Source organism: Pseudomonas sp. (assembly GCF_049590575.1).
Taxonomy (GTDB): domain Bacteria; phylum Pseudomonadota; class Gammaproteobacteria; order Pseudomonadales; family Pseudomonadaceae; genus Aquipseudomonas.
The window spans coordinates 1-1,545 of sequence record NZ_JBAWDE010000359.1; the positions used below are offsets into that span (position 1 = coordinate 1).

A 1,545-nucleotide genomic window follows, 5' to 3' on the forward strand; every position below is an offset into this window, starting at 1 on the left:
CGGCGAACGACGGCTGGACGTTTCGCTTCGCCTCGCAAGTCAAGGCGCTGCTCGCAGGCGGGGGCGTTTCGCGCGATCCGGAACCAGCAGGGCTGGTCGGGTTTCATTTATATGGAAGTGTACCCGAGCCTTTCTCGCTTTATCGGGAAATTCGTTCACTGCCCGCCGGCCATACCCAGTGGATCGACGCGGCCGGGCCGCGCGAGGCCAAGTGCTTCGCCAATCTAGCCGCGATCCTCGCCGATGCGGCGGCACAGCCCTCCATCCCACAGGCCGAGTCGGCGGCATTAGTGCGACAAGTTGTATTGGACAGTGTGAAGGCGCATCTGCTGGCCGACGTCGAGGTTGGCGCGTTTTTGTCGGCAGGGGTAGATTCGGGCGCGCTTCTGGGCCTCATGAGGGATGCAGGTCAAAGCGAAATTCGCGCCATCACGCTAGCGTTCGAGGAATTCCAAAACACCTCGGAAGACGAGGCGCCGCTCGCAGCTCGCGTGGCCGAGCGCTACGGCGCGCATCATATCGTGCGCTACGTCGGCGAGCGGGAGTTTCGCCAGGATCTTCCGGCCATTCTCGAGTCCATGGACCAGCCTTCGATCGACGGCGTGAACACGTGGTTTGTCTCTAAGGCTTCGCGCGAGGCCGGTCTCAAGGTCGCGATCTCGGGCCTCGGCGGAGATGAACTCTTCGCAGGATATCCGAGCTTTGTAGAGTTACCTCGGTGGCGGCGTTTCGGACGGTTCACAGCGGGCCTTGGGATCGGTCGGCTAGCACGCACGCTCATTCGAGCAGCACTCCCAAGTCTGACGTCAGCCCGGCCCAAGGCCACGGCCTTCTTCGAATATGCGGGAAGCTGGGCCGGCGCATATCTCCTGCGGCGCGGCCTGTTTCTTCCGCACGAATTGAGTGAGATGATGGACGCAGATGTGGCTCGCGAGGGTCTGCATCGCCTCGACCCGCTGGGCCGTCTCGCCAAAAGCCTCGTGCCCGATCCCGGCTCGAACGTCGCGCGCATCTGCGCGCTCGAATCATCCCATTACATGCGCAATCAGCTGTTACGCGACGCCGACTGGGCGGGCATGGCGCACAGCCTCGAAATTCGTGTGCCGCTCGTGGATGCGAGCCTGTTGAGGTCTCTCGCCCCTGTCATAGCCGGCATGGTACCCGGCGCTGGCAAGGAAGCTCTCGCAATGTCTCCTTCACTCCCACTGCCAGACGAAATCATCAGGCGCGCGAAGACCGGTTTTGGAGTACCAACCGGGGCTTGGATGAGAGCTGCGGCCGGAGAAACTCAATCCTCGGCCGGTAATTCCACGCAATCAAAAGGCCTCGTGTCGCGCCGGTGGCTGCGACTAGTGCTGGCGCGCCTGGAGGTCAAGCCTCAAGCCGCCCTCGCGCCGTGACGTCTACCCATATAACGCGCGTTCGTTACCTGTGCCGGCGACCGAAGGGGGCAGTATAATTGCGGATTTCGAGTCCGCAGATGCCGGATAAAAACTTCACCTCGCCGTGACCGAGGCGAGAGGAAGTTTCGATCCATAGATTTGG

Annotated in this window: 1 protein-coding gene; it reads left to right on the forward strand. The window is 62.1% G+C overall.

Annotated elements, in window-relative coordinates; all coding sequences use genetic code 11:
• On the forward strand, window positions 1-1,400 hold a 1,400-nt coding region (locus WBR57_RS24765; RefSeq protein ID WP_424087516.1), incomplete at its 5' end, for an asparagine synthetase B family protein.
• Window positions 1,401-1,545: the final 145 nt, after the last annotated feature.